At 51.0% G+C, this 25,711-nt stretch carries 28 protein-coding genes and 2 tRNA genes; 22 read left to right on the plus strand and 8 right to left on the minus strand.

The window, feature by feature from the left end; genetic code table 11:
* Positions 1 to 139: 139 nt before the first annotated feature.
* Positions 140 to 2,032, plus strand: a complete 1,893-nt coding sequence (gene mnmG / locus EKN00_RS09840) for a tRNA uridine-5-carboxymethylaminomethyl(34) synthesis enzyme MnmG (RefSeq protein WP_164848105.1) — start codon at positions 140 to 142, stop codon at positions 2,030 to 2,032.
* A gap of 141 nt (positions 2,033 to 2,173) precedes the next feature.
* On the opposite strand, the gene EKN00_RS09845 is transcribed toward mnmG, so the two are convergent.
* Positions 2,174 to 2,374, minus strand: a complete 201-nt coding sequence (locus EKN00_RS09845; protein WP_054679066.1) for a cold-shock protein — start codon at positions 2,372 to 2,374, stop codon at positions 2,174 to 2,176.
* A gap of 366 nt (positions 2,375 to 2,740) precedes the next feature.
* On the opposite strand from EKN00_RS09845, the gene EKN00_RS09850 reads away from it, so the two are divergent.
* The 3 genes from EKN00_RS09850 to EKN00_RS10905 all read left to right on the plus strand — a co-directional run bounded on the left by EKN00_RS09850 (position 2,741) and on the right by EKN00_RS10905 (position 4,164).
* A complete protein-coding gene (locus tag EKN00_RS09850; protein ID WP_164848106.1) occupies positions 2,741 to 3,463 on the plus strand; it encodes a CPBP family intramembrane glutamic endopeptidase in 723 nt (240 codons plus the stop codon).
* A gap of 261 nt (positions 3,464 to 3,724) precedes the next feature.
* Positions 3,725 to 3,988, plus strand: a complete 264-nt coding sequence (locus tag EKN00_RS09855; RefSeq protein WP_127850074.1) for a hypothetical protein — start codon at positions 3,725 to 3,727, stop codon at positions 3,986 to 3,988.
* Positions 3,989 to 3,996: 8 nt separating this feature from the next.
* Positions 3,997 to 4,164 carry a hypothetical protein gene (locus tag EKN00_RS10905; RefSeq protein ID WP_164848107.1) on the plus strand — a complete coding sequence of 56 codons (168 nt, stop codon included), beginning with the start codon at positions 3,997 to 3,999 and terminating at the stop codon, positions 4,162 to 4,164.
* A gap of 164 nt (positions 4,165 to 4,328) precedes the next feature.
* Here the strand turns inward: EKN00_RS10905 and EKN00_RS09860 are convergent, their stop codons facing one another.
* A complete protein-coding gene (locus EKN00_RS09860; RefSeq protein ID WP_127850075.1) occupies positions 4,329 to 4,820 on the minus strand; it encodes a GNAT family N-acetyltransferase in 492 nt (163 codons plus the stop codon).
* A 256-nt stretch (positions 4,821 to 5,076) separates the two neighbouring features.
* On the opposite strand from EKN00_RS09860, the gene EKN00_RS09865 reads away from it, so the two are divergent.
* From EKN00_RS09865 to EKN00_RS09905, 9 genes are all read left to right on the plus strand, one after another.
* Positions 5,077 to 6,378 (plus strand): ammonium transporter, encoded by a 1,302-nt coding sequence (locus tag EKN00_RS09865; RefSeq protein ID WP_127850076.1) that lies wholly within the window; start codon positions 5,077 to 5,079, stop codon positions 6,376 to 6,378.
* A gap of 171 nt (positions 6,379 to 6,549) precedes the next feature.
* A complete protein-coding gene (locus EKN00_RS09870; protein WP_127850077.1) occupies positions 6,550 to 7,479 on the plus strand; it encodes a ribose-phosphate diphosphokinase in 930 nt (309 codons plus the stop codon).
* A gap of 334 nt (positions 7,480 to 7,813) precedes the next feature.
* Complete coding sequence (locus EKN00_RS09875; RefSeq protein WP_127850078.1) at positions 7,814 to 8,854, plus strand: branched-chain amino acid aminotransferase; 1,041 nt, start codon at positions 7,814 to 7,816, stop codon at positions 8,852 to 8,854.
* 718 nt (positions 8,855 to 9,572) lie between these two features.
* Positions 9,573 to 10,931, plus strand: a complete 1,359-nt coding sequence (locus EKN00_RS09880) for a PTS sugar transporter subunit IIC (RefSeq protein ID WP_127850079.1) — start codon at positions 9,573 to 9,575, stop codon at positions 10,929 to 10,931.
* A 95-nt stretch (positions 10,932 to 11,026) separates the two neighbouring features.
* Entirely contained in the window at positions 11,027 to 11,212 is a 186-nt protein-coding gene (locus EKN00_RS09885) for a hypothetical protein (protein WP_127850080.1), read from the plus strand.
* Positions 11,213 to 11,376: 164 nt separating this feature from the next.
* Entirely contained in the window at positions 11,377 to 11,817 is a 441-nt protein-coding gene (locus EKN00_RS09890; protein WP_127850081.1) for a DUF3284 domain-containing protein, read from the plus strand.
* Between the two features lie 36 nt (positions 11,818 to 11,853).
* Positions 11,854 to 12,960 carry a DUF871 domain-containing protein gene (locus tag EKN00_RS09895; protein WP_127850082.1) on the plus strand — a complete coding sequence of 369 codons (1,107 nt, stop codon included), beginning with the start codon at positions 11,854 to 11,856 and terminating at the stop codon, positions 12,958 to 12,960.
* Between the two features lie 138 nt (positions 12,961 to 13,098).
* Positions 13,099 to 13,410 (plus strand): PTS sugar transporter subunit IIB, encoded by a 312-nt coding sequence (locus tag EKN00_RS09900; RefSeq protein WP_241559493.1) that lies wholly within the window; start codon positions 13,099 to 13,101, stop codon positions 13,408 to 13,410.
* A gap of 108 nt (positions 13,411 to 13,518) precedes the next feature.
* A complete protein-coding gene (locus tag EKN00_RS09905; protein ID WP_127850083.1) occupies positions 13,519 to 13,848 on the plus strand; it encodes a PTS sugar transporter subunit IIA in 330 nt (109 codons plus the stop codon).
* Positions 13,849 to 14,081: 233 nt separating this feature from the next.
* Here the strand turns inward: EKN00_RS09905 and EKN00_RS09910 are convergent, their stop codons facing one another.
* Both EKN00_RS09910 and EKN00_RS09915 read right to left on the minus strand, forming a co-directional pair.
* Positions 14,082 to 14,897 carry a Cof-type HAD-IIB family hydrolase gene (locus EKN00_RS09910; protein ID WP_127850084.1) on the minus strand — a complete coding sequence of 272 codons (816 nt, stop codon included), beginning with the start codon at positions 14,895 to 14,897 and terminating at the stop codon, positions 14,082 to 14,084.
* A gap of 259 nt (positions 14,898 to 15,156) precedes the next feature.
* Positions 15,157 to 16,266 (minus strand): lactate oxidase, encoded by a 1,110-nt coding sequence (locus tag EKN00_RS09915; RefSeq protein WP_127850085.1) that lies wholly within the window; start codon positions 16,264 to 16,266, stop codon positions 15,157 to 15,159.
* 237 nt (positions 16,267 to 16,503) lie between these two features.
* Between EKN00_RS09915 and EKN00_RS09920 the strand changes: the two genes are divergently transcribed.
* Both EKN00_RS09920 and EKN00_RS09925 read left to right on the plus strand, forming a co-directional pair.
* Positions 16,504 to 16,576 (plus strand) — tRNA-Lys (locus tag EKN00_RS09920).
* 210 nt (positions 16,577 to 16,786) lie between these two features.
* Positions 16,787 to 17,002 (plus strand): hypothetical protein, encoded by a 216-nt coding sequence (locus EKN00_RS09925; RefSeq protein ID WP_127850086.1) that lies wholly within the window; start codon positions 16,787 to 16,789, stop codon positions 17,000 to 17,002.
* 126 nt (positions 17,003 to 17,128) lie between these two features.
* On the opposite strand, the gene EKN00_RS09930 is transcribed toward EKN00_RS09925, so the two are convergent.
* Positions 17,129 to 17,692 carry a helix-turn-helix transcriptional regulator gene (locus EKN00_RS09930; protein WP_164848108.1) on the minus strand — a complete coding sequence of 188 codons (564 nt, stop codon included), beginning with the start codon at positions 17,690 to 17,692 and terminating at the stop codon, positions 17,129 to 17,131.
* A gap of 244 nt (positions 17,693 to 17,936) precedes the next feature.
* Between EKN00_RS09930 and EKN00_RS09935 the strand changes: the two genes are divergently transcribed.
* A tRNA-Lys gene (locus EKN00_RS09935) sits at positions 17,937 to 18,009 on the plus strand.
* 199 nt (positions 18,010 to 18,208) lie between these two features.
* Here the strand turns inward: EKN00_RS09935 and EKN00_RS09940 are convergent.
* A complete protein-coding gene (locus tag EKN00_RS09940) occupies positions 18,209 to 19,873 on the minus strand; it encodes a formate--tetrahydrofolate ligase (protein WP_127850088.1) in 1,665 nt (554 codons plus the stop codon).
* A 407-nt stretch (positions 19,874 to 20,280) separates the two neighbouring features.
* Between EKN00_RS09940 and EKN00_RS09945 the strand changes: the two genes are divergently transcribed.
* From EKN00_RS09945 to EKN00_RS09960, 5 genes are all read left to right on the plus strand, one after another.
* Entirely contained in the window at positions 20,281 to 20,676 is a 396-nt protein-coding gene (locus EKN00_RS09945; RefSeq protein WP_127850089.1) for a hypothetical protein, read from the plus strand.
* A 97-nt stretch (positions 20,677 to 20,773) separates the two neighbouring features.
* Positions 20,774 to 20,917: a hypothetical protein gene (locus EKN00_RS10910; RefSeq protein WP_164848109.1), complete on the plus strand. Its 144-nt coding sequence runs from the start codon at positions 20,774 to 20,776 to the stop codon at positions 20,915 to 20,917.
* Entirely contained in the window at positions 20,910 to 21,548 is a 639-nt protein-coding gene (locus EKN00_RS09950) for an HAD family hydrolase (RefSeq protein ID WP_127850090.1), read from the plus strand. The genes EKN00_RS10910 and EKN00_RS09950 overlap by 8 nt, the downstream gene beginning before the upstream one ends.
* Before the next feature lie 57 nt (positions 21,549 to 21,605).
* On the plus strand, positions 21,606 to 22,151 hold the full coding sequence (locus tag EKN00_RS09955) for a Crp/Fnr family transcriptional regulator (protein WP_241559494.1): 546 nt from the start codon (positions 21,606 to 21,608) through the stop codon (positions 22,149 to 22,151).
* Between the two features lie 67 nt (positions 22,152 to 22,218).
* Entirely contained in the window at positions 22,219 to 22,809 is a 591-nt protein-coding gene (locus EKN00_RS09960; protein ID WP_241559495.1) for an NAD(P)H-dependent oxidoreductase, read from the plus strand.
* 118 nt (positions 22,810 to 22,927) lie between these two features.
* Here the strand turns inward: EKN00_RS09960 and EKN00_RS09965 are convergent, their stop codons facing one another.
* Positions 22,928 to 23,743, minus strand: a complete 816-nt coding sequence (locus EKN00_RS09965; protein WP_127850093.1) for a MurR/RpiR family transcriptional regulator — start codon at positions 23,741 to 23,743, stop codon at positions 22,928 to 22,930.
* A gap of 159 nt (positions 23,744 to 23,902) precedes the next feature.
* Here EKN00_RS09965 and EKN00_RS09970 point away from each other — a divergent pair, with 159 nt between their 5' ends.
* Positions 23,903 to 24,592, plus strand: a complete 690-nt coding sequence (locus tag EKN00_RS09970; protein WP_127850094.1) for an N-acetylmannosamine-6-phosphate 2-epimerase — start codon at positions 23,903 to 23,905, stop codon at positions 24,590 to 24,592.
* A gap of 156 nt (positions 24,593 to 24,748) precedes the next feature.
* Here the strand turns inward: EKN00_RS09970 and EKN00_RS09975 are convergent, their stop codons facing one another.
* Positions 24,749 to 25,450 (minus strand): TIGR00266 family protein, encoded by a 702-nt coding sequence (locus EKN00_RS09975; protein WP_127850095.1) that lies wholly within the window; start codon positions 25,448 to 25,450, stop codon positions 24,749 to 24,751.
* Between the last annotated feature and the right edge of the window lie 261 nt (positions 25,451 to 25,711).

Here is a 25,711-nt window from a genome sequence, read left to right on the forward strand (position 1 = left end):
AAGGGTCAAAACTGTGCCACAGTAAAATCGGTGGTGCTAGAAACCTTGATACCACGGGACGGGCGCGAGATGTGCCATTGTTCCCGGGAAATACAGCAATGCGGGCCAAAAGCCTTAAAAATAGGAGAATCAATTAATAATGGAAGTTAAGGAATACGACGCTCAGAGCTACGACGTCATCGTGGTTGGCGCGGGACACGCTGGTTGTGAAGCGGCACTGGCGAGTGCGCGTATGGGCCAGGAAACATTACTGGTAACGCTCAATGTTGATATGCTAGCCTTTATGCCTTGCAACCCAAGCGTGGGTGGCCCGGCCAAGGGAATTGTTGTCCGTGAAATTGATGCACTGGGCGGCGAGATGGGTCACAACATCGACAAGACGTACATTCAGATGCGGATGCTGAACACCGGTAAGGGTCCGGCCGTGCGCGCATTACGTGCACAGGCGGATAAGGCGGCTTACCACCGCAGCATGAAGCAGACGATTGAGCATCAGGCACACCTAACTTTGCGCCAGGGGCTCGTTAACAGCTTGATTGTTGAAGACGGGAAGGCCGCCGGGGTGGTTACAGCTACCGGTGCGCGTTACCACGCCAAGGCCGTTGTGCTGACCGCTGGGACTAGTTCCCGCGGGAAAATCATCATCGGTGAATTGATGTACAGCAGCGGGCCCAACAACTCGTTGCCAAGTATTAAGCTATCCGAAAACCTTGAAGAGCTCGGGTTCAAGCTCCGGCGGTTCAAGACCGGAACGCCACCACGTGTTGATGGTGATTCCATTGATTTTAGCAAGACGGAAGAGCAGCCTGGCGACAAGACGCCCAACCATTTCAGCTTCACCACGCCAGATTCGGTTTACCTAAAAGACCAGCTGTCGTGCTGGATGACCTACACAAATGGTGAAACTCACCAGATTATTCGGGATAACCTGAGGCGTGCCCCAATGTTCTCTGGGGTGATTGAAGGGGTTGGTCCGCGTTACTGCCCATCCATCGAGGACAAGGTCGTCCGGTTTGCCGACAAGCCGCGGCACCAGCTCTTCTTGGAACCAGAAGGCCGCGACACGAGTGAGTATTACGTGGGGGATTTTTCTACGTCGATGCCAGAAGAGATTCAGCTCAAAATGCTGCACAGTGTTGCCGGGCTGGAACACGCCGCACTGATGCGTCCGGGTTACGCCATTGAGTACGACATCATCGAGCCATGGCAGCTGCGGAGTAACCTTGAAACCAAGGTACTGCCAAACCTCTTTACCGCTGGCCAGATGAACGGGACCAGCGGGTACGAAGAAGCTGCCGGTCAGGGAATCATGGCTGGCATTAACGCCGGTTTGCGCGCACAGGGTAAGGACCCATTCGTTCTCGGCCGCGACGAGGCGTACATTGGCGTCATGATTGATGACTTGGTCACAAAGGGCACAAACGAGCCCTACCGCCTGCTGACGAGTCGTGCGGAATACCGTCTCCTGCTCCGGCATGATAACGCGGACCTGCGTCTGACCGACAAGGGTCACGCGCTTGGACTGATTGACGATGAGCGTTACGCCGCTTTTTGCGCTAAGCGGGATGCGATTGAGGCTGAAAAAGCGCGTTTGGACACACTGCGCCTGAAGCCCGCGGACGTGAACCCATGGCTTGTTGCAAATGGTGGGACCGCCCTCAAGGATTCAGTGACGGCAACCGAGTTCCTGCGGCGGCCAGGGATTGATTACGCGACACTTACGCAGTTTATCCCCGCAGCGGACGTTGACCACCGCGTCACCGAACAGGTTGAAATTCAGGTGAAGTACGCTGGTTACATCGCCAAGGAAGAGCAGCGCATCGCCAAACTGCGGCGCCAAGAAGCCAAGAAGATTCCGGATCACATTGATTATGCGGCAATCAACGGCTTGGCCACGGAGGCGCGGCAGAAGCTGACCAAGATTCAGCCAACGACACTGGCCCAGGCGGCCCGTATCAGTGGCGTGAACCCAGCAGACGTTGCCATTCTGTCCGTTTACATCGAACAGGGACGCATCGCAAAGGTTAATTAAACAAACAGGCACCGCGAACTACCGAATTCCGGCAGTTCGCGGTGCCTGTTTTGATGGGCGGATGAGTAGATTAGCCTGCCGGGAATACAAAAAAAGGCTCCGACCGAAGTCGGAACCTTTTTAATTAGCTGAAATCAGAAATTACAGCTTGTTAACGTTCGTAGCCTGAGGACCGCGGTCGCTCTGTTCTACGTCGAAGGATACTGCTTGACCTTCGTCAAGAGTCTTGTAGCCGTCGCCCTGGATAGCGGAGAAATGTACGAATACATCCTTGCCGTCTTGACCAGTGATGAAGCCGAAGCCCTTGTCTGCGTTAAACCATTTAACTGTACCTTGCTGCATTATGATAATCTCCTTATCAATAAACCAAACGTGACGAGAAACTGGTAATCTAAAAGAAAATCCATAGTGCAGTAAAGCAATACTGTTCTTTTTCAAATTACGTTACCGTAATCATAACACATAAAGTCAACAGCGCCTAATTTATTTGGCAAAAATCTGAAAATAAATCGGGTTTAAGCAAAAATAAGGGGAGATTGGCCAAGCAAAGTGAGGCGAGACGGGCTTTTTGGTAACGGGGGCCACTAAGTAGTAACCGGATTGGTTTCATCGATACGGTTACCAAATAGGATGCGGGATGCTGCGGAAATTAAGTTCACACTGTACTTGCGGTATAATGAACGCAACTGCAGTGCAAGGAGGCCCGATATGCGGCGTAAACATTACATTTGGAATCGTGTCGGGGCGCTGGCGGTCTTTGGCCTAAGCGTTTTGACCCTGTATTTCTACCAACTGCCCATGCTAGTGATTTCGCTGGTTGTGCGCAGGAAGTTCCCTCACAGTCACGCCGCTCGCCTGGCCGAGCTCGGGCGTCTTGATCCGTGGATTGCCCTCGCCACGCTGGTATTTGCCCTGGTCCAGATAGGGCTGCTCTACTGGCTGTACCGACACCAGTTGAAAAAGCGTAATCCGCTGCATATCCAGCGCAAGAAGTTTCGGCTTGAGTCCCTGTTTTTCCTCTTCTTGATGTACGCGCTAGTGCTTGCTGCGAACGTTGCGGTTCAGCAATTCGGCACGCCCGCGAACCAAGAAGGCGTGATGGCCGAGATGAAGATCCTGCCGCTGACGTTATTTTTACTTGCGGGTGTTCTGGCCCCCTTTATTGAAGAACTAATTTTCCGGGGCATCTTCATGAACGTATTTTGGCAAAAGGATAACCAGGTGAATAGCATCTGCGCCATTCTAATTAGCGGTTTAGTCTTTGGCCTGATGCATGAGCCGCACCTTAGCGTCTTCCTCTTGTTATATTCTTCACTAGGTTGGATTCTAGCGTATACGTATCGTTACCACCGCGATCTCCGTTACTCAATCGGTTTGCACATGATGATTAACTTTCCATCCGCTTTGGTTGCGCTACTCCAGGCGTTATAGCGAAAATTTCAGCGTTGCGGTGGGCAAACGTTCGTTCGAACGAGCTTTGTGAAACTATTGTATGTAAGCAAGCTACTACGGGATTGTGAAAATTCATAATTGAATAAAGTGCTGCTGTTGCTGGCGTGAAACAGGCTTAAAAATAAAATTTCACAATAGCAAAAAGTGCAATTTTGTAACATGCAATTTGCATTTTCTCTGCTATACTAGGCAATGCGCTATTAAAAAAGCGGGTAACACCCAAGTATCGGAGGAAGCAGCATGATTGAACAACAAACCAGCACCGACACACGTATCGACATCAATGAATCGACTTTTATCACGGTTATTCCAAGTGCCGTTTATAACTTGGAGGTCTGGGAATATGTCGATGGCCACCGTCCACACCGGATGGGCCGGATGGATTATAAGTTCAATCGTGATTCCTTCGCGGGGTTTATTTACCGACTCTTCCCCGGTGTTGATTTTGTTAAAATTCACAACCTGCAGAAGCAAATCAACCCATTTTTCGACTTCGAGGTGTAGGATAAATCATGGATGCTACTGTTATTAAATTAGTCATTATGCTGACCACTGCGTTAATCGTGACGCTTGGTTTAATCGGCGTGGAATTCTGGACACATGCAGTACGCCCGGGGGCAACAATTAGTAAAAGCGTCGTTGCCGTCGTTGTTTTGGGACTACTCGTCAGCATCATCTAGCCGATAATTAACCTAATATTGAACTTTAATATGTAATGTCGAGACTCACCGCGGGACAAATTGCTCCGCGCAGTGGGTCTTTTTTGTTGGCGCTGGTTTAGATAACACAGCGGCCGGATTCCGCAGCACGTTGCGGCGGAACGGGTCTGTGCGAGGTATCTAAATTAATTAGCTGAAGCGAGTGACCGCAGCCACCATGCATCACAGGCACTGTGCTCGCTGCCCGGCAGTGGCCCCGATAGCTGTTTGAAGCCATTTTTGGCGTACAGGTGGTTGGCCGCAAGCAGGTCGGTGAAGGTTTCGAGATACATTTGGTCGTAATGCTTCTGCGCGTAGTCGATTGCCGAATCAATTAGGCGCTGGCCGTCACCGTGACCGCGCCAAGTGTCCGTGATGTAGAGTTTTTGCAGCTCACACGTGGCGCCCGAATACGGACCAACGCCCGCGCCGCCGTACACCCGGCCGGTCGTATCACTCAGCACCCAGTATGCAGCGTTAGGGATTTGCTCGTAATAAGCACTGAGGTGATCTAGCTGTTTGTCAAAGTACGCCGTGCCGGGAATTGCAAAGCCGGCTTCTTTGAGCGCGTTGCGGACGATTGCCGCCATCTGCGCGTCATCGGCGGCGGTGATGGGGCGAATAATTAGTTCTGCCATGTGAATACCTCCAGTATTTTGCATTCACTATACGCCGGTGAGCGATTAGCAGTAAAGAAGTCGCGCCAAATAATTGTCAATGATTCCTGTCATGTTAGCTGACATAGAAGTGCCCTGGTGAAATATTGATAAATCAAGGACCGCGGCGGGAACAACGATTTTTTTGGTGAAAAAGCCGCTAATTTAAATTGGTATACGTAAAATCCGTGCTACATTAACATCATTATATAGGCATAAGCCAGATGGAGGTGCAGCAATGCAAGCAGCAGACACGGCGTTCGTGCTGATTGCAAGTGTTCTGGTTTGGTTCATGACGCCAGGGCTTGCGTTTTTTTATGGAGGATTGGTTTCAACTCGAAATGTCGTCAATACGATGCTATCGGTGTTTTACATTACTGGTGTGGCCATTATGCTCTGGGTTTTGTGCGGCTATGAGCTCAGCTTTGGCCCCAATCTGCACGGATTGATTGGGCGTGTGTCCGGTCTTTTTCTTGGCGGGGTCAACCTGACCGGGAACATGCTGGGCATTCCGCGCGGGGCGTACGTGCTGTTTCAAATGATGTTTGCCATCATCACCCCCGCGCTTTTTGTCGGAGCGGTTGTTGGCCGGATGGATTTTCGCTTTCTGACTGTCTTTATTATCTGTTGGTCGCTATTGGTCTACTACCCGCTTGTGCACATGGTTTGGACACCAGATGGGTTGCTCGCAAAGCTCGGTGTTCTCGACTTTGCCGGGGGCACCGTTATTCACATTAATGCCGGGATTACGGCGCTGGTGTTGTCGATGTTCCTAGGACCACGGCGGCATCCGCAAACACACCCGTACAACCGGCCGTGGGTGCTGCTTGGCACCGCGATTTTGTGGATTGGGTGGTACGGGTTCAATGCCGGTTCTGCGCTGGCGGCTAACAATCAGGCAATCACCGCGGCACTAACCACGTCCGTTGGGGCGGCCAGTGCAATGTGCGGCTGGATGGTGCTTGATGTATGGCGCAAGGGCAAGCCGACGCTACTAGGCACCTGCACCGGCGCCCTGTGTGGACTGGTTGGCATCACACCGGCCACTGGTTACGTGACCGTGGCGGGGGCAACGGCGATTGGGCTGCTCGCCACGGCGGCTAGTTACGCGTTTGTCACGTTCGCAAAGCCGCGCCTGCGCCTAGATGACGCGCTGGATGCGTTCGGGTGCCACGGCATTAGCGGGATTGTTGGTAGTATTCTCACCGGCTTTTTTGCGAGCAAAAGCGTGAACCCAGCGATTGCGGAGGGGGGAATACTCGGTGGTGGTTCGTGGCACTTGGTTTGGGTTCAGCTTGTGGGGACAGTCATCACGATTGTCTTGGTTGCGGTGATGGTCGTACTCATTACGGCCGGATTGCGGCTGCTTTTGCCGATGCGGGTTTCCGCCGCGGCCGAAAAGGTGGGACTTGATATCAGTGAACACGGCGAAACCGCCGATCATTCGGTGCACGAAGGCAGTGACGTGCTGGAGTATCCGGAAGAGTTTGTTGGCCAACTGGGCGGCTTTAGGATTGGGCACCGGCAAACGCCAGACTGATGTTCTTGGGTAATGGGTGCGTAAATGACGAAAAATTACAAAAGTAGCCATGAAAATTTCACACGAATTATAAATTACGTGCTGATGCGCATGATTTTTGGCGTGGCGGGCGAAAGTTCTGTATAATGGACGCGTAGGTAAACATGACACAGAACAAACCTGGAGGCTGAAATGGCGAATATTAAGCTGTTTGCATTGAACGGAAACCGCCCACTTGCAGAAAAAGTGGCGACGGCGCTGAACATGGAACTTTCCCCCGCATCCGTAAAACACTTCGCGGACGGTGAAATCCAAATCGACATCGATAAGTCCATTCGTGGCGCCGATGTTTACGTAATTCAGTCCGTCTCCGACCCGGTCAACGAAAACTTCATGGAGCTCATGATTATGGTGGATGCACTGCGTCGCGCCAGTGCGCACCTGATTAACGTTGTGATTCCGTACTACGGGTACGCCCGGGCAGACCGCAAAGCGCGCGCCCGGGAACCAATCACCGCCAAGATGGTGGCAAACATGATTGAAATGGACGGCGTCGACCGGGTCATCACCGTCGATTTGCATGCCGACCAAGTTCAAGGGTTCTTCGACATTCCGGTTGATCACTTGCGGGCACTGCCACTTTTGGCCCACTATTTTGAAGACCACGGCATCGTCGATAACGTGGTCACCATCGCGCCTGACCACTCCGGGACTAAGCTTGCGCGCAAACTTGCTGAACACCTTGGGTCACCACTGGCCATCGTGGATGCACGTCCAGGTGAAGACAACGTGGGTGTGATTGGGGACGTTGCCGGGAAGACGGCCATCATTGTTGACGACATGATTGACACGGCCAACCGGATTGAAGAATCAGTGACCGCACTGCAGGAAGCTGGCGTTAAGGACATCTACGCCTGCGCCACGCACGCTGTTTTATCCGCGGGGGCCGCAACGCGTCTGGGCAAATTGCCACTGAAGAAAATCGTCGTTACCGACACCATCGACATTCCTGAAGAAAAGTGCCTGGATAACATGGTAAAAATCAGCGTTGGTAATTTGATTGGGACGGCAATTGAGAAGATTAGCAAGAACCAGTCAATCCACGATTTGTTTGAAGACTAAATACTGAAGCGTTAGATAGAGGGATGCATGAGCAAAAGCTCGTGCATCCCTTTTTTAATGATTTATCAAATTGGATATTGCTAGTTGATGGTTAAATATTTGTGTTATGTAACGACTGATTAGAAGACATTATGCATAAGCTTTTTCACTAATTACACAGGCGTATAGCTATTTCCGCAATTTATTCGGGTCGGAAACAGGCGATTCCAGGTGAGAAAAGTAATTAGGGGAGTGGCAAAGCCTAAAAATGAGAATATAATGATGACAAGAGTTTTCGCTGTCGCTACTGCATTTGCGGTTTATCCGCATGCGTCGAATTCAAGGAGGACGTTTTATGTCAGAAACAAAAGCAAAGCCGGAAGATTTTGATTGGAGCAACCTTGGTTTTGATTACCACGACTTACCTTATCGTTTTCGTGCCTACTATAAAGACGGCGAGTGGAGTGCAGGGGGGCTCGAGGAAAGCTCCTTCATGTCCGTTAGTGAAGGTGCCCAGGTATTCCACTATGGCCAGGAGGTCTTCGAGGGACTTAAGGCATACCGGCGCAAGGATGGCGGCGTAAACCTGTTCCGTCCCGACATGAACATCCAGCGCATGAACCGTTCGGCCGAGCGCCTCGTGATGCCATCATTTCCGGAAGACAAGTTCATCGCGGCTTGCCGGGCGGTGGTGAAGGCTAACCAAGATTTCGTGCCACCATACGGTACTGGTGCGACGCTGTACCTGCGCCCATTCATGTTTGGGACCACGCCAATGGTTGGCGTGCGGCCGGCTAGTGATTTCACCTTGGTGATTTTCGCAACCCCAGTTGGTGCTTACTACAAGGGCGGCCTCGCGCCAACTGCGTACGTCACTGGCACGTACGACCGCGCAGCGCACGCCGGAACTGGTCAGGCGAAGACGTCCGGTAACTACGCGGCGAGCCTGCTGCCAGGGACCCAGGCACACAAGAACGGCTTTTCCGACGTTGTGTACCTTGATCCCCGGCTACACGAAAACGTCGAAGAATTAGGTGGTGCTAATTTCTTCGGCATCACCCCCGATGGCAAGTTCCAGACGCCAAAGTCACCATCAATTCTCCCATCCATCACCAAGAAGTCACTTTTGGCCCTGGCTCCAGAATTCGGGCTTGAACCAGAAGAAACAACCATTCCGATTGCTGACATTGATAAGTTCAGCGAAGTTGGGGCGATGGGGACGGCTGCCGTTATCTCACCAGTCGGTTCCATCACGCATCAAGGCAAAAAGCACGTCTTCTATTCCGAAACCGAAGTTGGTCCGTACACTCAGAAGTTGTACGATCGGCTAACTGCGATTCAGTTCGGGGACGAAAAGGGTCCAGAGGGATGGATTTACGATGTCCCACTCAAATAACGTACTGGGTAAAAAAGAGGCTGAACGGCCTCTTTTTTTTGCACCGATTTACCAAAATAGCCAGCCTCGGCGCAGAATTAAGAGCTGCAAACCCGTTTTCTCATGTTTTACTCTTGAAGTTGTACTCGTGTACTAATTAAACACCACTCGAAAATTGGTTCACCTATGTCCGCTGCGGATATTTTGCACTTGCAAACGGTTTACAGGCCTATTTGAGTGCGTTTATCCGCCAATTTGTCGCCGAGGAGTTAATGGCTAAAACAAAGATTTGTACTAGTCCATTCGGGTATACAATAGTTGATGAATAAATATTAATATCAGTAATGACGGGCATGAAAGGGTGAAACGCGGGACTTTTCAGCCTATTTTTGGTGGGGAACCAATCGATAGATGGAATAACATGCAAAGAAAAAAAGCCCAATAAAATTTGTACCCACCAAAAATGTTATCTAGAAATCAATGAAAACGCCCACATTAGGGGCGTTTATTGGTTCTAAAGCGTTATAGGACGTAGGTAGACAACTTCTGTATAAAGGACCGAAAATGCATGAAAACGCATAGACCATGTTGACGTGTAACGTGAAAGCGCTAATATTGGTTTATACCAATTGACCGGAGCGCGCGGGTCGGTTGGAAGTTGGATTGTATATTTTAAGGCCGTACAGAAGTTACGGTTTACAACGTCATTATTTTATTTGGAGAGGAACGTGAATCATTTATGAATTCATTTATTGAATGGCTCAACAAGCACCTTGTGCCGGTAGCCACCAAGATTGGGTCCATCCGCTGGCTTGTTGCCTTGCGTGATGCCTTCATCAGCATCATGCCTGCAACCATGGCCGGGGCGGTTGCGACCATCCTGAATGCCCTTGTTCGTGACATTCCTAACCAGTTCGGCTGGACCGGATTTGTTAACGCAATGCAGCCCTTAATCGGGGTTAACGCTCAGGTTTGGACCGGGTCCCTTGCAGTACTTGGTTTGATCTTTGCCTTTACTTTTGGTTACCAGCTTTCAGTGCAGTACAAGGTTGAACCTATCACGGGTGGGATTGTCACCCTGGGGACCTTCCTGATGACTTTGCCTCAGGGCTACACAATTACCCTTGGCAAGGCCTTGTCCAAGGCTGACACCGACATCATTACGAAGGCTGGTGCTGCTGTCAGTGGCAACACGATTTCTGGTTGGGGCTTCTTTAACTTCAACAGTTACTTTGGTTCCGCTGGTTTCTTCACCGTCATGATCATGGGTGGTCTGGCTGCTTCGCTTTACATCTACCTGATGAAAAAGCACATCACGATTAAAATGCCAGACTCCGTTCCACCTGCAATTGCTGCAGCCTTCACCGGGATTATCCCCGCAACTGCTTCTCTGTACGTTACCGGGATTATTACCTGGGCATTTACCAAGTTTGCCGCAACTACTGTTATTGAGTTTATTTCCAAAGTTATTCAGGACCCACTGCTTCACCTATCACAAGGTTACGGTGCTGTCCTGCTGATGACCGTCCTCGTGCAGTTGTTCTGGTTCTTCGGTCTGCACGGGACCAACGTTCTTGGCCCAGTCCTCGACGGGATTTGGTTGACCGCACAACTGGCCAACATGAACGCCTTCAACGCCGGCAAGGCCCTGCCATACATTTGGACCCGTAACGCGTTTGACCTTTACGCCTGGATTGGTGGTGCTGGTTCCACGCTGCTTTTGCTGCTGGCAATCCTGTTCTTCTCCAAGCGTGATGATCAGCGGGCCGTGGCCAAAATGGCCATAGCACCAGGGTTCTTCAACGTTAACGAACCAGTTATGTTTGGTCTGCCAATCGTTTTGGACCCTATCTACTTCATTCCGTTCCTGCTTGCCCCAGTCGTTATGGTTACCATCGCGTACTTCGTCATGCAGCTAGGTTGGGTATCACCAATCAAGACTCAAATCGTTTGGTCCATGCCACCTATCCTGAACTCCCTGATTGCCACCATGGACTGGCGTGCACCAGTACTTCAGGTCTTCAACGGGATTATTGGTTTCCTGATTTACCTGCCATTTGTTAAGGCGGCAAACAAGGTTAAGCCAACCGACTACTAAAATAAGTTCGATTATGAATTAAGTACCAAAGGATTACTTGTAAACGGTTAACAAAGATGTTGCGGCGGACTTTGCCAATAGGAGATAATAATATTATGAAGAATAAAACATTGTTAGTAGTACTTAACGCAGGGTTACTCCTCGTAATGTTCAGTCGAATGTTTGGTGGTGCGGCCAACATGCTGATGTTAGACGGCCTCGCAGTTGCCGGAATCGCGGGCGTGATGTATTGGCGCAGTGCCAAACACGGATCGGATGCAAAGCAAAAGGAAGGCAAGTAACGACCATAGCAGCGCGGCGCCGACACATTGCCGGTGTCGCGCTGCTACCATGGACAGTTATTAAACTGCGGGGCAGGCATTAACGGGTGCGTTAGAAGAATTACGCGTTGGTGGCAACAGTCACAGCGTGCGGATTTAGCGCACTTTATTCTAGGAGGATACTGATGGACATCAAGATGAAACTGGACGTACCAGCGGAATACTTTTTCAACCGGCTCATTGAATCGGCGTTGTATGACATTAATGAACAGACGGGAAAAGCGCTGCGGGCGCAATCACTACCACATTTTGCCTACAAGAAGAAGTTAGCAAACGGTGCGTACGGGCGCTTCTTGGTGACCGATTATCGGCCCGATGGCGTTTATGCCTACACCATGCGTACCGGGCGGAACACGTACAGCGTTAGTTATAACGTTGCACCGGTGGACTCCGGCAAGGCGCTGCTCCACTACACGGAACAAGTAGCGGGTTCAAACAGCACGGTGAACGCGAACAACAAACTGACCAGCTTCATGCTTGGTTGGTTCCGTAAACGGCGGTTCAAGAAGATGGCGGCGGAAATTGCTGGCGACTACGCCAAGCAGCTCAATGTCACCCAGAACTAGTGTTATTAGTTCAGATTGAGGATAGGAGAAATAATTATGCGGCAACTAGGGATTTCGGTTTATCCAGACCACACCAGTCTGGCGGAAGATAAGCAGTATTTGGACGCGGCAGCACGTTACGGTTACACACGCATCTTCACTTCGCTTCTTCAACTTCATGGAGATGCGGGCGAGGACAAGCTGGCTCGGTTCAAGGCAACCATCGATTACGCGAACGAATTGGGGTTCAAGACGATTGTCGACATCAACCCAGCGTTGTTCTCTGACCTTGGCGTGACCTACGACGATCTGCACTTCTTCCACGACCTTGGTGTGTGGGGCCTGCGACTTGATGAGGGCTTTACCGGGGTTGAAGAGGCGCGGATGACGCGCAACCCGTACGGCCTGAAGATTGAAATCAACATGTCAGCCGGAACGAACTACCTGGCCAGCATTATGAGCTACCACCCGAACACGGATAACTTGCTTGGTTGCCACAACTTCTACCCGCAGCAGTACACTGGGCTATCGGATCGGTACTTTGCCCAGTACTCAAAGCCTTACCGGCAGTACAACTTGCACACGGCGGCGTTCGTTTCCGCCCCTAGCGCCCAGTTTGGACCATGGCCGGTGAGTGAGGGGCTGCCAACTATGGAAAGCGACCGTAACCGGCCAATTGCCACCCAGGTACAGCACCTCTTGCTCACGGGGATGGTTGACGACGTGATTATTGGCAATGCGTACGCAAGCGATGCGGAACTGGCGGCCTGTGCCGAAAGCTTTAACGCGGCTAATCCGCGCCTGACCGTTGACCTGAATGATGATGTGACCGCTACTGAGCGGGCAATCGTCCTCGAAGGCATTGCCGGCAATCATCTTTACCGTGGGGATGCCTCTGAGTATTTACTCCGCTCAACCTTACCGCGCATCAAGTACGGCAACGCCAGCATTCCGGCACGCGGTGGCATTGGCAACTTCCAGCGCGGCGACGTGCTGGTTGTGAACGACGGGTACGGGCGCTACAAGGGTGAAATGCAGATTGCACTCACCTGCGTGCCGAGCGATGGTCGCCGCAACAAGGTGGGCCACCTGACAGAAAGTGATTTGCCACTGCTGGATTACATCAAGCCGTGGATGACCTTTGAACTAGTTGCAAAAGATTAAGTGAGTTCCGCGCTAGTGAGCTGGTGGCACGATTAACCGGTTCCACGTGAAACAACAAGATGCAGGGCTGCCGGCGGGCGTTTTCCTGAGGGGGTTGCGCCCAATGCGAGCTTTGCACATTAAGAAAGAGGTAGCAAAATGACGAAGAAAATTATGCTGGCATGTTCAGCGGGGATGTCCACTAGCTTGCTGGTGACGAAGATGCAACAAGCCGCCGAGGATGCGGGCGAAGACGTTACAATCTTTGCTACCGCTGCGGCCGATGCGCTGGCGAAGCTCGACAGTGAGCACCCCGACGTGCTCATGCTCGGACCGCAAGTGAAGTACATGCTGGACGACTTCCAAAAAGAGGCTGCTTGTCCCGTTGCCGTAATCAACATGCGTGATTACGGGCTGATGAACGGGCCCAAGGTGCTCAAGGAAGCTTTGACACTGGCAAATAACGGTTAGGCTAGAAGTACCGCGAATTTAGCACACCGATAGTTTGGCAAAACGTGAACAGATGCAAAAACGGTCCCGATAATTATCGAGGCCGTTTCATTTAAGGGGGTTATTTACATGGCAGAACAAGAGGCAGACGAAACAACCATCATGAGCCTGATTATGGCTGGCGGCAACGCGAAGAGCTCCGCATTTGAGGCTATCTACGCGGCAAAGAAGGGCGACTTTGACGAAGCACACGCAAAGCTCAAGGAAGCGGACAACTTCATGGTTGACGCACACAATGCGCAAACCAACATGCTAACGCAGGAAGCCCAGGGCAACCACGTGAAGGTTAACCTGCTGATGGTGCACGCGCAGGACCACGTAATGAACGCAATTACGTTCCGTGATCTCGCCGGCGAAATCGTCACGCTGTACGAGCGGGTGGCGCAGCAGGAAAAATAGGTGACGAGGGCTGGTTCGAGCCTGCAAGTTGGTGCGTTGAAAAAGGTATAGCTTAGTTGAACGCTAACGCCAGCTAATGTCCCTTACCGTTAGCTGGCGACTAAGTTTGATGTTTGAAGTGCCGCACGCAAATCTAAATTTGAACCGCAAGAATAAAGGCGGCGTCCACCCGCAAAATGGGGGGACGCCGCCTTTTTGCGTGCATGCACCCGCCTGTGCGCCAGACGTGCGGGCTAAATGATGCCTAACTTGGCCAGAGCGACTGCAATACCATCCTCGTCGTTGCTGGTGGTCACCATGGTCGCGTGTGCCTTGGCTAGGTCACTGCCATTTCCCATCGCGACGGCTGTCCCGGCAAAATCAAACATGGAGATGTCGTTACGTTCATCGCCAAAGACGGCAATTTCTGCGGGCGCAATGTTTATGTCCGCGGCGAGAAGCTTGAGGGCATTACCCTTGCCGGCGCCGGGATTCATGATTTCAAGAAATGTGTCCGAGTTCCGCACCACGTAAGCGGCATCGCCGAATTCTGCACGTGCAGCAGTTTCGCTAGCGTCCAAATCATCCTTGTCGCCGACGATGACGGCTTTGACGATGCTGAATTCATCAGGAAGTTCATCGGGGGTGCGCACGAAAATACCGGCATTGTTCTCCCAGGCCTGTTTGACCGTTAAGGGGTGGATGTCGCGGTTGCTGGTGTAAATGTTACTGTTTGCGTCGAGCACATCGCAGGCGACGTGGCGCTTAGCAGCAAAGGCGTCGATGCGCCGATAAATGGCGTTGCTCAGGGTTAGTTGCTGGATAATTCGGCCGCTTGCGGTGCTCACCACGCTGCCGTTGAAGGTGATGGCGTACTGGTTGTCGCCCTCAATGCCGAGCACGTTCATGTGGGGCGAAACGCCGGCAAGAGGCCGCCCCGAACAGGGAACCACCTTAATACCGGCGGCCAGGGCAGTTTTGAGTGCTACCACAGTCTTTGGGGAAATAGTGCCGTTGCTGGTGAGGAGTGTGTCGTCCAGATCGAGTGCGATTAATTTGATTTGCTGCATGTTGCGCCTCCTGATTGTGAATACAAATTAAATTGTAGCGCAAATTGCAATATTCCGAGTTTTATTTAGGGTGACATGTTCAAGCGCGCACTAACGTGGGAAACCATTGTGGTGAATTGACGGTCAATAATGGATAGTCTCGGTAAAAAACGGTCGTCTGCTATTTCCCGGGAAATAAAAAATGCCCGGCTGTCAGAGCCGCGCATTTGTCAGTTAGTGTTAGTTGCAACCAGCAATGAAGAAGGTGCTGGTCAGAATTCTAGTAGTTAAAGTGGGTCAAAGGAGCCTGCTTAACGTCGGCGATGGTCTTGGTACCAGCGAGCTGCATGGTAATGGTCAGTTCGTGAGTGATGTGCTCAAACACGCTCTGGACACCCTGACTGCCGCCCAAAGCCAGTCCGTAGATAGCGGGGCGGGCGAAGGCAACGAGATCGGCACCAGCAGCGAGAGCCTTAAACACGTGACTCCCGCGGCGGACGCCGGAGTCGAAGATAATTGGGACGCGCTTGTTCACGGCCTTGGCAATTGCTGGCAGAACATCAAAGGATGCGGGGCCACCGTTTAGCTGACGACCACCATGATTGGAAACGTAAATCCCGGCAGCACCGGCACCGATTGCGCGCAGTGCATCTTCTGGGGACTGAATGCCCTTGACGATGACTGGCAGCTTCGTGTATTCGGCAATCCGGCGAACGTCATCTTCGTTAATCTTCTGCGCAGCCGATGCGTAGATTTCGCCGATACCCTTACCCTTGCCGTCGCCTTCAGCAAATTTCTGCAGGTTAGCCATTGGAATTGGGAACTGGAAGTCGTTGATGATGTCGGATTCCCGGTAACCATCGACGGTGGCATCGACGGTCAAGATGATTGCCTTAACGCCCGCTTTTTTGGCCTCGTCGAGTAGTGCGTAGTTAAAGTCCCAATCCTTGCTCATGTACAGCTGGAAGAACTGGGGAGCACCACCGGCAGCCGCCGCGGTTGCGGCGATGGAGGTTGAACTGTAGGTGCTTTGGGCCATCAGGGCGCCGGCAGCGGCAACCCCTTCTGCGGTGGACACTTCCCCGCGGCTGTGGGCAAGACCCTGGGCAGCGGCGGGAGCCATCATTACGGGCGTCTTGAGGTCAATGCCGAAAATGCTGGTGCTGGTGTCGGGGTTTTCGATGTTCGACAGCGCCTTGGGAACGATTTGGGCGTGGTTGAAAGCACTGGTGTTGGCCCCTAGAGTCCAGTTGTCTTCACTACCACCGCTGATGTAGCCAAAGCCACCAGCAGGAATAATCTTCTTTGCCGCGTTTTCCAAGCTTGGCAGGTTCAGAATGTCCAGCTTCTGTTCACGATCACTTTGTTCATAGCCATTCACAATTGTCATAACACTAACCTCCGTATTGCTTCTGCTTACTTTTTGTATGTGATTAATATACCACTTACGATTCGTAAGTAAACCCCTCCGTGCAAATTTTTTGTTACGGTTAAATATTCGATGATTGTGGCAAAATGGGGTGCTGACACAAATATTTACGTCACGCGCGGCATTTTTTCATGTAAATAGCTTGTCAAAGAAGGGTGTTTCATGTATTATAGTTAAGTCGCATAGCGATACAGAAATGGGTGGTTAGCTCAGCTGGCAGAGCACCGGACTCTTAATCCGGGTGTCCAGGGTTCGATCCCCTGACCACCCATAACCATGAACTAGGCAGATTGCCTAGTTCTTTTTTTGCAATCAAGTGCACCGCAACTGATATATGTAGAAAACAACTACGGAAAGATACGACCGTTTCCCGACCAAAAGGGGAGCCTATTTCTTCGATGGTCTGAGTAAAGCCTTGATTCATGTTGTTCGCACTGAAGGCATAGAGACGAGCCGGAGTTTTGTCCAGGATTTGAAATGGATGACGGGTAAGAACACCGAAACCCCGGGGGCGTGGTTAGCGACGGGCTCCTGGTTGGTCGCTGATGCAATTACGGAACCAACACCGAAAAAGTATGCGGAATTACAGCAATATTTGCAGCGCTCAATTAGGGTGGGGCACATCGAGGCAGTCGCTGGGTTAAAAAAAGACTGGCAGGGGCTAGTGCCTGCGGATTATTTTGCAATCAAGCAGTGATAGAGTCCTCATGTCAGCCGTGGGAATTACGATTATAAAACCAATTCTGCTAGTCTGGCGATTTTTGAACTAGGTATGTTGCCGAAGCAAAAGCGGCACCCCCATGTGGAGGTACCGTTTTTTTGGTTATGGTAGAACTTTAAAGAAGAACCAAAAACTGAGGAAAAGTAGTGCGATGGTCCATACTATGGCGCCAAATATTTGTAAATAGGGCACCCAGTTAGATTGACGTTCATGTCGTGGCGGTTCGCCGTTCAGCACGCGCTTAATGTCGTTGTAAGTTTCCACGCCTGCGCGCTTCTTGATGTTATCTACGTGGATTGACACGATTATCAGTGTTGCGCACAGCAGTAAGTATACGGCCAGGCCCCACCTCATGCCGAGATATTTATAAGCCGGGGCTAGCCCCAGCGGAACGAGCAGTACGCCGATAGTCATGACGTAGCCCCACAGCTTGAGGTGCTGACGATTAATTATTTTGTCCATTTCTTGCAGATCTCCCTTCACTAATTCGTCGAGGGTGCAGTCGAACAATTCGCTCAGCAGTAACAAGTTGGTAACGTCCGGATAGGTGCGGCCGGTTTCCCAGTTGGAAATGGTTTGCCGGGACACGTACATCTTGGCAGCAAGTTGTTCTTGGGACCAGCCGTGTTGCTGACGGCGCTTGCTGAGCTTGTGATTGAGTTGCATCAGGATTGCCTCCTCAAGGTTAGTGTGCGGGATAAATGGTCCTTGCACCATCAATTGTAGCCGACATTGGCGCATTGCACCGCAAAAAGGCTTTGACATGTGCAAATAAGTAGGCAAGGGCAGGCAATTACTGCAGTGAACACCCGCCGGTCGGTAACTACTGATGAAAAAATTCACTAAAGTATTGTCAAAAGTGTCGTCACATGATAATATATAAAAGTTGTCAAAGGGCAACGCAGTAAATGGGTGGTTAGCTCAGCTGGCAGAGCACCGGACTCTTAATCCGGGTGTCCAGGGTTCGATCCCCTGACCACCCATACCAAAAACACCGTGAACAATTTGTTCACGGTGTTTTTTTGCGTTTAAGTTAGGAAAACTGCATGAATCCCGTAGCTTAGTTCGCCTGCACAAACAGGTAGGGGGATGTGCGGAGGGTCATTTGCAAATCATTTCCCGGGAAATATTTCGGAAAATGAATCATTGGGGGATGCTAAGTGAAATAAAGCACCAGTAGCGCTAAAACAGACCCGTGATGGTGCCGTCAGCGTCAATCTTCATGTTCAGTGCTGCTGGCCTCTTGGGCAGCCCCGGCATGGTCATGATGGTCCCGGTCAGGGCGACGATAAAGCCGGCACCGAGTTTTGGCTCGAGCTCCCGAACGGTCACGTCAAAATCAGTTGGCGCACCGAGGACGGTTGCATCATCAGTAAAGGAATACTGGGTTTTGGCAATGCAGACGGGCAGGCTGCCCCACCCAAGTTCGGCGAATTGCTTAGCCTGGCGTGCGGCTTTCTTGCTGAGAATCACCTGCTTTCCCCCGTAAGTCTTGGTCACGATGGTGTTTAGTTTTTCCTTGATGGTGGTGTCGGCATTGTACAGTGGGATGAAGGTGCTAGGTGTTTCTGCCGCCGCAATGACTTCCCTAGCCAAATCGAGCGTGCCCACGCCGCCCTTAGCCCAGCTGTCTGTGATTACGGCGGTTACGCCATGCTCCGTGCACACGGACTTAATAAGGCCCAGTTCGGCCGCCGTGTCGGATAAGAAGCGGTTGATGGCAACGACCACGGGCAATCCATACTGCTTGAGGTTGTGAATGTGCCTGAGCAGGTTTGGCATTCCGGCCTCCAGCGCCGCGAGGTTTTCGGTTGTTAGCTCCTTGGCGTTTTGCCCGCCGTTGTACTTGAGTGCGCGCACGGTGGCGACAATGACAGCCGCATCAGGCGTTTTGCCCAGTTCAGGTGCCTTAATGTCGAGGAACTTCTCGGCGCCAAGGTCGGAGCCAAAACCGCACTCAGTCACCGTGTATTCAGCAAGCTTGAGGGCGGTGCGGGTTGCTGCGATGCTGTTGCAGCCGTGGGCAATGTTGGCAAAAGGGCCACCGTGGATGATTGCGGGCGTGTGGGCCAATGTTTGCGCCAAATTGGGCTTGAGGGCTTCCTTGAGTAAAATGGTAATGGCATCTTCAAAACCCAGTTCGCCAACGCTCACCGGTTTGCGGTCGTACGTGTAGCCCACGATGATGCGCCCAATTCGGTCTTTAAGGTCGCTTAGGCTGGTAGCAAGGCACAGAATCGCCATCAGCTCGGAGGCAGCCGTGATGTCAAACCCAGTTTCGCGCGGAACGCCCTGGGTGACCCCGCCCAGGCCGATAACGACATCGCGCAGGGCCCGGTCGTTAATATCAAGGACCCGTTTCCAAATGATGCGGCGTGGATCCAGATTCAGCTGATTGTCCCACTTAATGTAGTTATCAATTAGGGCAGCAAGGGTGTTGTGCGCGCTTGTGAGGGCGTGCAGGTCGCCGGTGAAGTGCAAATTGATGTCTTCCATGGGCATGACCTGGCTGTAGCCACCCCCAGCAGCGCCGCCCTTCATCCCGAAAACAGGGCCCATTGATGGTTCACGAATGGCAATGATGGTCTTCTTACCCAACTCGGTTAGGGCGTCCCCGAGGCCAATGAGTACCGTTGATTTACCTTCTCCAGCGGGGGTCGGGTTAATGGAGGTTACCAGCACTAATTTATGTTCCGGGTTAATTGTGCCCTGGTCAAAACGGGTGTTGATTTTAGCCTTGTAGTGACCATAGGGTTCGTAGTCGGCCGCCGATAACCCAATCTTTGCCGCGATCTCATTGATTGGCAGCATTTCAGCCTGTTGAGCGATTTCCAAATCAGTCATGATTTCCTCCTTTAATTACCAGGGACGTCTATTTGTGCAAAAAACTTGGTCAATTATTGGCAAACAAGTGGCAACGGACAAAATGAGAAAGCATGGAACAGCAAAACACGAGTTTCCATAAAACACGAACTATTGAGGCGTAGTAGAGATGATACATGTGTACTTGAAGTGTAATATGCGCGTCCAAAAAGTTCAACTGGCAATCGTGTTGTGTAAAATACGAACTTTAATCTAATGAGTCTGGACTGTCCTAGCCAATACCGTTTGGGTTATGAGAGATGTCCTGGAATGTATTGGGTAATTGGTGGTCCCAGATGCGAAAATGAGCCCGCAGTAATATTTTTTGCAATAAACTGCTAGTAATTTCAGCATCCTAGCGCTAAACTAAAACCATCCGAGGAGATGGTTTTATGGCAGACAACGTAAAGACAGAAAAGTTAACGCTTAACATTAACGCGGCGGATCTTGCCGCAATCGATTTGCTCGTGGAGCAGGGATTCTACCGGAACCGGACGGATTTCATGCAGCAGGCCCTCCACTCAAGGCTTGATAGTAACTCAGCACAGTTAGCGGCACTACTGCAGCGTAAGGAAAGTGCCAATTGGGCGATGGGCATTATCCATCTGGGCAATGATGACTTGTCGCGTTACGAACAGGAAAGGCGCATGGTTAGCTTCACCGTCTACGGAATGCTCGTTGTGGCCGACGATATTGACCTGACGTTACTTAAACAGGTGGTGCAGAATATCAAAGTTTACGGTATTGTGCGGGCCCCAAAAACAGTTAAATCTATTTATCAAATGTGATAACAAGAGGGCCAATCTGCGGATTGGCTCTCTTGTCAACTTTTCGTTATAATAGCGGCATGGGTAGCGGTTTCAGAACGATGGAGGAGAAAACATATTGAAAAAAGGCAAGAGGGTAGCGGAACTCCTAGGTGACGGCTTTTTGGGTGAGGTTTTATGGCCGTTTGTGTTGGTGTTCTTGATGGTCGTCGGGCTGCGTGATAAATTCAGTCGGAAGAAACGGGGGGAGAAACATGATTGATGCCGTAGTTTTTGATATGGATGGCGTGCTCGTTAACAGCGAACCAGTGTATTTTAACCGGCAGATTCGCTTCATAAAAGAGTTTGGCGTAACGCCGATGACGACCAACATTCAGGATTATGTTGGGCGGCCAAGCGAAGTTGTGTGGGCGCGGGCAATTCCGGATGAAGCCGCACGTGAACAGGTTAGAACGGCTTACGCGAAGTACGACGAACACACACCGATTGATTTCAGCACGATTGTTAATCCCGGGATACCGGAATTGTTGCAGTACCTCAAGACGCACGACTTTAAAACGGCCATCGCGTCTGCGGGCCCGCTAGATAACATCAATTTGATGCTTGGCCAGACTGGGCTTAAGCCGTACTTTGACGTCGTCGTTAGTGGCGAAACGATTACGCAAAACAAACCTGATCCGCAAGTCTACCTGGAATCACTCGCTGGGCTGGCTGCTCGGCCCGAACAATCTGTTGCGATTGAGGATAGCTTCACCGGCATTACGGCTGCGCACCGGGCAGGTATGCAGGCTTGGGCGATGCGGCCAACAGCATATGAGCTGGACCAGAGTTCTGCGGATTACATTGCGGACGGGGCAGAACAAATATTGGGTAAACTGCAGCTGCTGTCTTAGGTTCCACGTGAAACAATTTGCTCCAGTTGGGATTATATATTGATGAAGAGGCCAGAGATGAAACTGAGCGACTACTATGAACAAGTCAAGGAATTAGGGCATCAACGCACGTACGCAGCAGGTGAGGATCTCCTCCGCGAGGGTGATGTGGCAACCCAACTTTACTTTATTAGGGTTGGGGCGGTTAGGCTATGGCACAACGACGATGGCCGCGACATTACGGTTCAGTTTTTCTTTGAGAATCAGGTTGTGTCCTCGTTTGAAAGCTTCTACCTTAAGCAGCCAAGCATTTTTACTATTACTGCCATCGAGCAAACTACGGTGACCGTCGTGCCGGGCGATTACTTGCGCAAGGGCCTGAAGGATAATCCCAAGATAATGGCGGAATTTGCCGACTATGTTTGTCACCGTTTCATTGACTACACACAATATTTTCTTAACCGCATCGAAGAGTCACCAGAGGCACGTTACCGGACGTTGCTCGCAACGAACCCCAAGCTCGTTGCGCGTGTGCCAATGTATGAACTGGCAACGTACCTGGGCATTACGCCGGTTTCCTTGTCGAGAATTCGTAATCGCGTGAAAAAAGATTCGCCCGCTTAACATAAGTTAATGTCACTGTGTTTGGCAGCCGATATACTAACCTCATCAACATTTGGAGGTTATGAATATGACAAAAACAGTGATTGTAACAAGCCACCCATACGATGGTAGCTTCTGCCACGCCTTGATGGAAGCGGCAAAGAACGGAGCAGAAAAGGCAGGGAACACGGTTGACGTTATCGATTTGGAGGCAGACCACTTCGACCCCGTCATGCACAGTGCCGATTTGATTGGTTTCCTGAAGCACAAGGCCCAGGATGAACAGGCAATTGACTACATTCAGCGCGTTAAGGCTGCTGACCACCTCATCCTAGTATTCCCAATTTGGTGGGAACTGATGCCAGCCATGATGAAGGGCTTCATTGATAAGGTTGTGTTCCCAGGTGAAACCTTTGACTACACAAAGGGCGGCACGGGCATGGCGTCGAAATTGACCAACCTTAAGTCAACGACGATTATGACGACCATGAACACACCTAAGTTTCTGTACCGCTGGATTTTCGGTAATGCAATTCAGCGTGCGCTGGTTCGCGGGACCTTTAAGAAGATGGGTCTTAAGAACGTTAAGTGGCTCAGCTGCACCATGGTCAAGGGAAGCAGCGATTCCAAGCGGCAAAACTGGCTTCAGACAGCAGGTAAGATTGGCGCAATGAAGTAAAAAGTTTTCACGTGAAACAAATAGGCAGCAACGGGGTGAATTTTCCGTTGCTGCCTATTTTTGAATTGCGATAGTGTGCAGAGGGCCGCTGCCGCGGTCCGTTTGGTACTGCCGAGAGCTACTCAATACTTTTGCTCATGATTGATCGTAATACTTTTTCGCGCAGGGCAACTGAATTAACCTGGTTACGCACTTCATAACCTTTGGTCAAGATGTCACAGATGTAGAGCTGTGATACGCGCCCAGCAACGGATCCCCCGTTGAGGAATTCATCGACAGCTGTCTGCAGGACGATGTCGCTTAAGCGGCCAATCGGCGTATTGGTGTAGTTGGTGACCGTGATGATGGTGGCACCGTTGTCCTTGGCGATTTTGAGAGAATCATAGGTGTCTTGCGTCCGCCCAGAAAGAGAAAAACCAATAACCAAATCACCTGGCTGCAGGAGTGAGGCCTGTTGTGCGGCAAAGTGGGGGTCACTCACCGCCGTGGCCTGCAGCCCAACCCGAAGCAGGATGCTGGCAAAGCTGATTGCACTTTGACCGCTGCCCCCAACGCCAAACAGGTAAATATGCGTTGCACCAGACATTTTTGCGATTGCAGCGGTGAGTTTATCGCGGTCAATCAACTTGGCGGTGTTCATGATGACCGAGCTTAGCTGACTTGCGATGTTGTCGAAATCATCGGCAGGGCGCGTTGCCTCTTGTTCAGTATAATCTTCCTTCGCGATTTCAATTTTGAAATCAGAAAAGCCGGTGAAGCCCAATTTTTGGCAGAAGCGGATAATCGTTGCATCACCAACGTGGGTCGCACTTTTGACGTCGGAGATTGTGGCGTAAATAATTTGTTTGCCCTGATTCAAAGCGAAGTCCGCCACTTTACGTTCCGCCCGGGTTAGTTCGTCATAATGGTTGTGAATTAGGTAGTCATATTTCATGTCGATGTCCATCCTTAGTAACTAAATTATACCCGAATCCGGCTTGTTTGGGAGAAAAACTCCAATTACGAGGAGAAAAGGTTTACATTAGCCGGCGAAGATGCTAAATTATGGATGGAGATTAGCTCCAATATTCGAGTAAATGGAGGAAATTGGAGAATGCAGAAAGCAGACTTTATCAAGCAAATTCACGGGGGCATCATTGTTTCCTGCCAAGCGTTACCTGGTGAACCACTTTACACCGAGAAAGGTGGCGTGATGCCACTAATGGCCAAGGCAGCAGCTCAGGCCGGTGCTGTCGGCATCAGGGCTAACTCAGTCCGTGATATTAAGGAAATTCAGGCGGCGGTTGATTTGCCGATTATTGGGATTATCAAACGAGACTACAAGCCAGAAGCACCATTTATTACGGCCACGATGCGCGAAATCGACGAGCTGGCTGCTACTGGCTGTGAAGTAATTGCGTTTGACTGCACTAACCGTAAGCGTCACGACGGGCTAACGATTAACGAGTTTATCGCGCAGGTGAAGGCGAAGTACCCTGATCAGTTATTTATGGCAGACATTTCTACTTTTGATGAGGGCTTAAATGCTTGGCGCGCAGGAGTTGATTTTGTTGGTACCACGCTATCGGGTTACACTGAAGAGAGTGTTGCAGTTGATGGCCCAGACATCGCGTTAATCAAGCAGCTGGTTGCGGCAAACATTGACGTGATTGCTGAAGGCCGCATCCACACACCTGAGCAGGCAAAATTAGTTAATGGTCTAGGCGTTACCGGCATGGTCATTGGCGGTGCAATAACACGTCCGCTGGAGATTGCAACACGCTTTATCACGGCAATAAAATAACGGTATATAAAATTGTCCGTCAGCAATTGATTTGCTGACGGACAATTTTTTGTTTCATGTGGAACCCGCATGAGAAGCGGATTGAATGTTTCACATGGAACCGAAGACGATATGTGGTGCGCGTTCCACGTGAAACGCCAAACGAATTGTTGACAATTAATTACTGGTGGGCAGGTAAGGTTTCAGGGCGTCTGCCAGGCTCTTGAGGTTACGTGTTTGAACATATACCTTACCTGTACCGTGGAAGTGATTGACGAGGCCTTCACCCGTAGTGAAACCGAATGTGCCGCTAGCAACATCGATGTCGTAGTCGAGGCTTCTATCCCAGGCAACGACGTGGTTGTTATCAACGATGTATTCGTTGGTTCCGTCTAGCTCAAGGGTAATGATGTCGCCGAAACCACTAACAAGGACGGTGCCGGAGCCGCTGGTTTTCATGACGAAGAGGCCACCAGTGCCACCAAAAAAAGCGCCAGACAGCTTTTGCCGAACCATGTTGTACTGCACATCTGGGTCAGCTGCAAGAAAGGCCCCGGTATTGAGGCGTAGTTGGTTACCGCTCCCGACTTGCAGTGGCCAGATCACCCCAGGATTAGCGGGCGCAATTCCAAGCTCAGCATTGTCGCCGACACCGGTCGCGGTGGTAATGAAAAATGATTCACCACTGGTCATTGAGCGGCCGAGAGCACGGACCATGCCGCCAAGTTCGCTTTTACCATTACTGTTCATGTGCCCATCAAGTTTGATTTGGCCATTATGATAAATCATCGCACCAGATTCAATCTGGATGGTTTCTCCCCGGCCGATTTTAATCTCGGCAATGGGGAAGGTGGTTGATTCAGAGATAGAGTAGTCCATGTTTTACCCTCCAAAGTAATTCGATAGTTAGTTCTGTTGCCGGTTTAATTATTAATAACTGATAAATTCAGTATACACGCAAATTAGCACAAATGAAGATGATTTTGAAATCGTTTTAAATAACGCAAGCATCTAACTGTCGCTGTCCGGCAGCGTAAGTGGTTTTGTTGAGCTAGACCGGTGGCGTCGCTCCGCGTTGCGGGGTTTGGCCTCCGGGTCCGGGCTGGGCCTCGGGTGTGCTTCGCCGTGGTCGCTGTGGCG

Origin of the sequence: Lacticaseibacillus hulanensis (assembly GCF_004010095.1) — a bacterium.
Classification (GTDB): Bacteria; Bacillota; Bacilli; order Lactobacillales; family Lactobacillaceae; genus Lacticaseibacillus; species Lacticaseibacillus hulanensis.

Coding starts and splice junctions, on each gene's coding strand:
- mnmG (WP_164848105.1), top strand. CDS start 140: ATGGAAGTTAAGGAATACGACGCTCAGAGCTACGACGTCATCGTGGTT.
- EKN00_RS09845 (WP_054679066.1), bottom strand. CDS start 2,374: ATGCAGCAAGGTACAGTTAAATGGTTTAACGCAGACAAGGGCTTCGGC.
- EKN00_RS09850 (WP_164848106.1), top strand. CDS start 2,741: ATGCGGCGTAAACATTACATTTGGAATCGTGTCGGGGCGCTGGCGGTC.
- EKN00_RS09855 (WP_127850074.1), top strand. CDS start 3,725: ATGATTGAACAACAAACCAGCACCGACACACGTATCGACATCAATGAA.
- EKN00_RS10905 (WP_164848107.1), top strand. CDS start 3,997: ATGGATGCTACTGTTATTAAATTAGTCATTATGCTGACCACTGCGTTA.
- EKN00_RS09860 (WP_127850075.1), bottom strand. CDS start 4,820: ATGGCAGAACTAATTATTCGCCCCATCACCGCCGCCGATGACGCGCAG.
- EKN00_RS09865 (WP_127850076.1), top strand. CDS start 5,077: ATGCAAGCAGCAGACACGGCGTTCGTGCTGATTGCAAGTGTTCTGGTT.
- EKN00_RS09870 (WP_127850077.1), top strand. CDS start 6,550: ATGGCGAATATTAAGCTGTTTGCATTGAACGGAAACCGCCCACTTGCA.
- EKN00_RS09875 (WP_127850078.1), top strand. CDS start 7,814: ATGTCAGAAACAAAAGCAAAGCCGGAAGATTTTGATTGGAGCAACCTT.
- EKN00_RS09880 (WP_127850079.1), top strand. CDS start 9,573: ATGAATTCATTTATTGAATGGCTCAACAAGCACCTTGTGCCGGTAGCC.
- EKN00_RS09885 (WP_127850080.1), top strand. CDS start 11,027: ATGAAGAATAAAACATTGTTAGTAGTACTTAACGCAGGGTTACTCCTC.
- EKN00_RS09890 (WP_127850081.1), top strand. CDS start 11,377: ATGGACATCAAGATGAAACTGGACGTACCAGCGGAATACTTTTTCAAC.
- EKN00_RS09895 (WP_127850082.1), top strand. CDS start 11,854: ATGCGGCAACTAGGGATTTCGGTTTATCCAGACCACACCAGTCTGGCG.
- EKN00_RS09900 (WP_241559493.1), top strand. CDS start 13,099: ATGACGAAGAAAATTATGCTGGCATGTTCAGCGGGGATGTCCACTAGC.
- EKN00_RS09905 (WP_127850083.1), top strand. CDS start 13,519: ATGGCAGAACAAGAGGCAGACGAAACAACCATCATGAGCCTGATTATG.
- EKN00_RS09910 (WP_127850084.1), bottom strand. CDS start 14,897: ATGCAGCAAATCAAATTAATCGCACTCGATCTGGACGACACACTCCTC.
- EKN00_RS09915 (WP_127850085.1), bottom strand. CDS start 16,266: ATGACAATTGTGAATGGCTATGAACAAAGTGATCGTGAACAGAAGCTG.
- EKN00_RS09925 (WP_127850086.1), top strand. CDS start 16,787: ATGACGGGTAAGAACACCGAAACCCCGGGGGCGTGGTTAGCGACGGGC.
- EKN00_RS09930 (WP_164848108.1), bottom strand. CDS start 17,692: ATGCAACTCAATCACAAGCTCAGCAAGCGCCGTCAGCAACACGGCTGG.
- EKN00_RS09945 (WP_127850089.1), top strand. CDS start 20,281: ATGGCAGACAACGTAAAGACAGAAAAGTTAACGCTTAACATTAACGCG.
- EKN00_RS09950 (WP_127850090.1), top strand. CDS start 20,910: ATGATTGATGCCGTAGTTTTTGATATGGATGGCGTGCTCGTTAACAGC.
- EKN00_RS09955 (WP_241559494.1), top strand. CDS start 21,606: ATGAAACTGAGCGACTACTATGAACAAGTCAAGGAATTAGGGCATCAA.
- EKN00_RS09960 (WP_241559495.1), top strand. CDS start 22,219: ATGACAAAAACAGTGATTGTAACAAGCCACCCATACGATGGTAGCTTC.
- EKN00_RS09965 (WP_127850093.1), bottom strand. CDS start 23,743: ATGAAATATGACTACCTAATTCACAACCATTATGACGAACTAACCCGG.
- EKN00_RS09970 (WP_127850094.1), top strand. CDS start 23,903: ATGCAGAAAGCAGACTTTATCAAGCAAATTCACGGGGGCATCATTGTT.
- EKN00_RS09975 (WP_127850095.1), bottom strand. CDS start 25,450: ATGGACTACTCTATCTCTGAATCAACCACCTTCCCCATTGCCGAGATT.